Annotated in this window: 4 protein-coding genes; all 4 read left to right on the top strand. The window is 63.8% G+C overall.

The window, feature by feature from the left end; genetic code table 11:
• On the top strand, nucleotides 1–1788 hold a 1788-nt coding region (locus RKP46_RS09995), incomplete at its 5' end, for a type I secretion system permease/ATPase (RefSeq protein ID WP_311106508.1).
• Nucleotides 1785–3203 carry an HlyD family type I secretion periplasmic adaptor subunit gene (locus RKP46_RS09990; RefSeq protein WP_311106507.1) on the top strand — a complete coding sequence of 473 codons (1419 nt, stop codon included), beginning with the start codon at nucleotides 1785–1787 and terminating at the stop codon, nucleotides 3201–3203. The genes RKP46_RS09995 and RKP46_RS09990, both read left to right, overlap by 4 nt.
• A gap of 2 nt (nucleotides 3204–3205) precedes the next feature.
• Nucleotides 3206–3814, top strand: a complete 609-nt coding sequence (locus tag RKP46_RS09985; protein ID WP_311106506.1) for a response regulator transcription factor — start codon at nucleotides 3206–3208, stop codon at nucleotides 3812–3814.
• A 140-nt stretch (nucleotides 3815–3954) separates the two neighbouring features.
• Nucleotides 3955–4676, top strand: a 722-nt coding sequence (locus RKP46_RS09980; RefSeq protein ID WP_311106505.1) for a retention module-containing protein, incomplete at its 3' end; no start/stop codon positions are given.

Genomic DNA, 4676 nt, shown 5'->3' with positions numbered 1-4676 from the left:
AGCGAGCGTTACCTCGGAATCGCCGCCTTTGTCCGGCCGCGCTTTGCTTTCGACGCGCGCACGCCGGAGGTCGGCAAGGTCGTCGAACGGCACTGGTTCTGGGGCGCCTTGCTCGAGCAGGCAGCGCTCTATCGGGATGTCCTCGGAGCGGCGCTGCTGGTCAACGCCTTTGCCCTGGTCATGCCGATCTTCGTCATGAATGTGTATGACCGGGTCGTTCCCAACAATGCAACCGATACGCTGTGGATGCTGGCGCTCGGCGTCTTGCTGGTGATCGGCATGGACTACATGTTGCGCCTGCTGCGCGGGCGCTTCATCGACCTGGCCAGCGCACGCATCGACGTCAAGCTGTCGGCGCTGATCATGGAGCGCGTGCTCGGCATGCGGCTCGAGGCGCGGCCGGCGTCGGTCGGCTCGTTTGCCGCGAACTTGCGTTCGTTCGAATCGGTACGCGATTTCATTGCTTCGGCCACCGTCTCTGCCTTGATCGACTTTCCGTTCGCCCTGATTTTCCTGCTCGTCATCATCTGGATTTCCTGGCCACTCTTCCTGATTCCAGTGCTCGGTCTGCTCATCGGCGCCGTCTATGCCTATCTCGTTCAGCATCGGATGCACGAACTGGCGGAGACCACGTACCGGGCAACCGCCCTGCGCAACGCAGCCTTGATCGAGAGCCTGACCGCGCTGGAGACGATCAAGACGCAGAACGCCGAAGGCGTTGTGCAGAGCAAGTGGGAACGGACGACCGCCTTCCTCGCACGCAGCGGCGTCCAACTGCGGCTGCTGTCTTCATCGGCCGCCAACGGTGCCAGCGCGATCGCCCAGTTCGTCAACGTCGCCCTGATCATCGCCGGCGTCTACCTGATCCAGGAAAAGCTGCTGACGATGGGCGGCCTGATCGCCGTCACCATGCTCGGTGGGCGGGCAATCGCGCCGTTGGCGCAAGCGGTAGGCCTGTTGCTGCAGTATCAGAATGCGAAAATGGCGCTGAGCACACTCGATACTCTGATGGCGCAGCCGATCGAGCGGCCAGACGCCACCGCCTTCATTCATCGCCCGGAGTTGAAAGGCGAAATCGAGTTCCGCCAGGTTTCTTTCAGCTACTCCGAGCAGGGTGAAGCTGCCTTGCGCAACGTTTCACTGCGCATCCAGCCGGGCGAGCGGGTGATCATCATCGGCCGCACCGGCTCGGGCAAGACGACGCTGCAGAAGCTGATGCTTGGCCTGTACCGACCCAGCGAAGGCGTCGTGCGCATCGACGGAATCGACCTGCGCCAACTCGATCCAGCCGATCTGCGACGCAATGTCGGCTTCGTCGGCCAGGATGCGACGCTCTTCTACGGTTCGCTGCGCGAGAACATTGCGATCGGAGCGCCGTACGCTGACGATACGGCAGTCGTCGCCGCGGCTGAAGTCGCTGGTCTGACGCAGTTCGTCAACCGCCACCCGAAAGGTTTCGACATGCTGATCGGCGAGCGCGGCGAATCACTCTCGGGTGGCCAGCGGCAGGAGGTGGCGATCGCCCGCGCCGTCCTGATGGACCCGCCGATCCTCCTTTTCGACGAGCCAACAAGCTCGATGGATTACTCGACCGAACAAGGCTTCAAGGAACGGCTGGCGCGCTTCGCCGCGCACAAGACGCTGGTCATCGTGACGCACCGGAGCAGCCTGATCGATCTGGCGACACGAATCATCGTCATGGATGCCGGGCAGATCGTCGCCGATGGCCCGCGCGATCAGGTCGTCGAAGCCTTGCAGACGGGCCGTGTCGGACGGGCCGCATCATGAGCCAGGGCCTGATCGGTAGTTTGCGCAACCTGCTGGATCGTTGCGAGCGCTGGCGTCAACGCCTGCAGCCGGGCTTCGACGCGTTGCTGAACCGCGCGATGCAGGCCGAAAAGGGTCAAGACGAACAAGGCTTTGCCGCTGATGCGGACTGGGCCATCCTGCAGCAGGAACCCTTGCGCGCACGCGTCCTGCTCAAGTCGATCGGAGTCGCACTGGCGCTGTTTCTGATGTGGGCAGCGGTCACCCAGGTCAATGAGGTGACGCGCGGTGAAGGGCGGGTGATTCCATCACGCCAGCTGCAGATCCTGCAGAGCCTCGACGGCGGCGTCGTAGCCGAGATTCTGGTGCGCGAAGGTGATGTCGTCGAACCGGATCAGATTCTTCTGCGTATCGACCAGACACGTTTCGTCTCGTCGGTACGTGAGAGTCGCGTGCAATACACGGCGCTGGTCGCCAAGGCAGCGCGCTTGCGCGCCTTGGCCGAGGGAACGGCGTTTGAGCTACCGGCGCAAGTGCTGAAGGAGGACCCGCGCACCGCGGAGGAAGAGAAGCGACTCTACGAATCGCGCCGCAGTGAGCTTGAGGCGAGTCTGTCGATTGCCCGCCAGCAATTGGCGCAGCGCCAGCAGGAACTGGTTGAGGTGCGCGCCAAGCACGAGCAGGCGAGCAAGGGCCATGAACTGGCGGCACGCGAGCTATCGGTGACCAAGCCCCTGATCAGTTCGGGCGCCGTATCGGAGGTCGAGTTGCTGCGCCTGGAACGTGATGTCTCACGCTTTCGCGGCGAACGAGACATGGCAGCGGCGCAGATTTCTCGTCTGCAGTCGGCGATCAGCGAGGCAAGCCGCAAGATCGACGAGGTTGGGCTGACCTTCCGCAACGAATCGGGCAAGGAACTGGCCGAAACGATGGCCAAGCTGAACAGCCTGGCGGAGGGTGGCGTCGGGCTGGCCGACAAGGTCAGCCGCTCGGTGCTGCGCTCCCCGGTCAAGGGAACGGTCAAACGCCTGCTGATCAACACGGTCGGTGGCGTCGTCCAACCGGGCAAGGATGTCGTCGAAATCGTGCCGCTGGAAGACACGCTGTTGCTCGAAGCGCGCGTTCTGCCACGCGACATCGCATTCCTGCATCCCGGGCAAAAAGCGGTGGTCAAATTCACCGCTTACGACTTCGCAATCTACGGTGGCCTCGAAGGCAAGCTCGAGCACATTGGCGCCGACACGGTGATCGACGACAAAGGCAATGCCTTCTACGTCGTTCGCGTGCGTACCCATCAATCGACGCTGGGCAGCAATCTGCCGGTCATTCCCGGCATGGTCGCCGAGGTTGATATCGTCACCGGCGAGAAAAGCGTCCTTTCCTACCTCCTGAAACCGGTCTTGCGTGCCAAGTCACGCGCACTTTCGGAGCGTTGAGCATGCAACAAATCTTTCTCTGCGCCGATGCACGGCCGCGAAGTTCCTGGCGCGAAGCCTTCCCCGGCCTGATCGCGGCACGCCTGGACAGCGTCCCCGCCGGCGGCGATGTCGTCTGGGCCCTGCTCCCGGTTGGCCAACCACTCGACACCTTGCTGACGCGCGTGCGCCAGGGCCTGGCCGGTCGACCGCTGATCGTCCTCGCCGACGAACCAGACACCGACGGCGCGCTTGCCGCGCTGGCTGGCGGAGCGTCCGGCTACTGCAACGGACACGCGGCAGCCAGCGTACTGCAACAGGTTGCAGCGGTGGTTCAGAACGGCGGTCTGTGGATCGGCACGGCTCTGATGAAGCGCCTGCTGAACACGACGGCCGCCCTGTTGGCCCGCCGTCCCGGCGAGAAAAGCGCCTGGCGCGCCAAGCTCACGGCGCGCGAACAGGAAGTCGCTCTAGCGGTCGCTGCGGGTGCCAGCAACAAGGAAATCGCCCGCGACCTGGAGATCAGCGAACGCACCGTCAAGTTCCATGTCAGCGGCGTGCTTGACAAGCTCGGGGCACGCGACCGGCTGCAGCTTTCCTTGATCGTCAATGGCGTACCGGAGCAAGTTTGAGCAGATCCGGCGCTCGCGCTCGCTTGCGGCGCTGCCCGGCAAGCGAGCATCGTTCAGTCCCCGTACTTCAGTACAGTAGGCAAGAAGCCGAGCTCCGGCTATCTTGAGCATGTCCACAGTCCTATCCACAGGTGTCCCCCATGGCTGAAAAAATTCCCGTTGCCCGAGTTTCCGCGATTCAGGGCAAGGCCTTTGTCCGCGAGGCCGATGGTACGCTGCGCCCCTTGCAAGTTGGCGACATGATCTATGAAGGCGATATCGTCGTCACTGCCCAAGGCAGCCGGGTCGATCTCGCCAGCCCGGATAACCGCCCACTCGTGCTGCGCGAGAACGAAACGCTGACGGTCGATGAAAATGTCTTCAGCACGGTCAGACCCGATGCCACCGATGCCGCCCTGGTTGCCGGCGCAAGCGACGTAAACCGCGTGATCAAGGCCATTCGCGAGGGTGGCAGCCTCGACGAACTACTCGAAGACCCAGCCGCCGGTCCGGCCGCTGGCGGCGCTGGCGGCGCCGACGGCGGGCCCACTTTCGTCCGCCTGCTGCGCATCGTCGAGAACGTCGATCCCTTGACTTTCGACTTCGGTACGGCGCGCGGCACCTTGGATGACACTGCTCCGGCGGGCATCGCCGGCACCACTGACGCACCGGCGGAAACCGTTGCCACGACCGGACCCACCGCTGTACCGCCCACCTTGAACCTGGTCGCACCGGACAATACCAACGACAGCACGCCGACGATCACCGGATCGACCAACGCGACCCCCGGTTCGACGGTCACCCTCACCGTTACCGACGCGGCAGGCATCGTCCAGACCCTGACCGCGGTCGTACAGGCCGACGGCAGCTTCAGCGCCACCCC

The sequence above is a fragment of the Accumulibacter sp. genome (assembly GCF_031732815.1).
Taxonomy (GTDB): Bacteria; Pseudomonadota; Gammaproteobacteria; order Burkholderiales; family Rhodocyclaceae; genus Accumulibacter.
The sequence above is the reverse complement of the archived record's forward strand: the minus strand, read 5'-3'. Positions and strand labels throughout refer to the sequence as shown.

Bases quoted from the DNA above. Each gene is read 5' to 3' on its own strand.
- RKP46_RS09990 (WP_311106507.1), top strand. From the start codon at position 1,785: ATGAGCCAGGGCCTGATCGGTAGTTTGCGCAACCTGCTGGATCGTTGC.
- RKP46_RS09985 (WP_311106506.1), top strand. From the start codon at position 3,206: ATGCAACAAATCTTTCTCTGCGCCGATGCACGGCCGCGAAGTTCCTGG.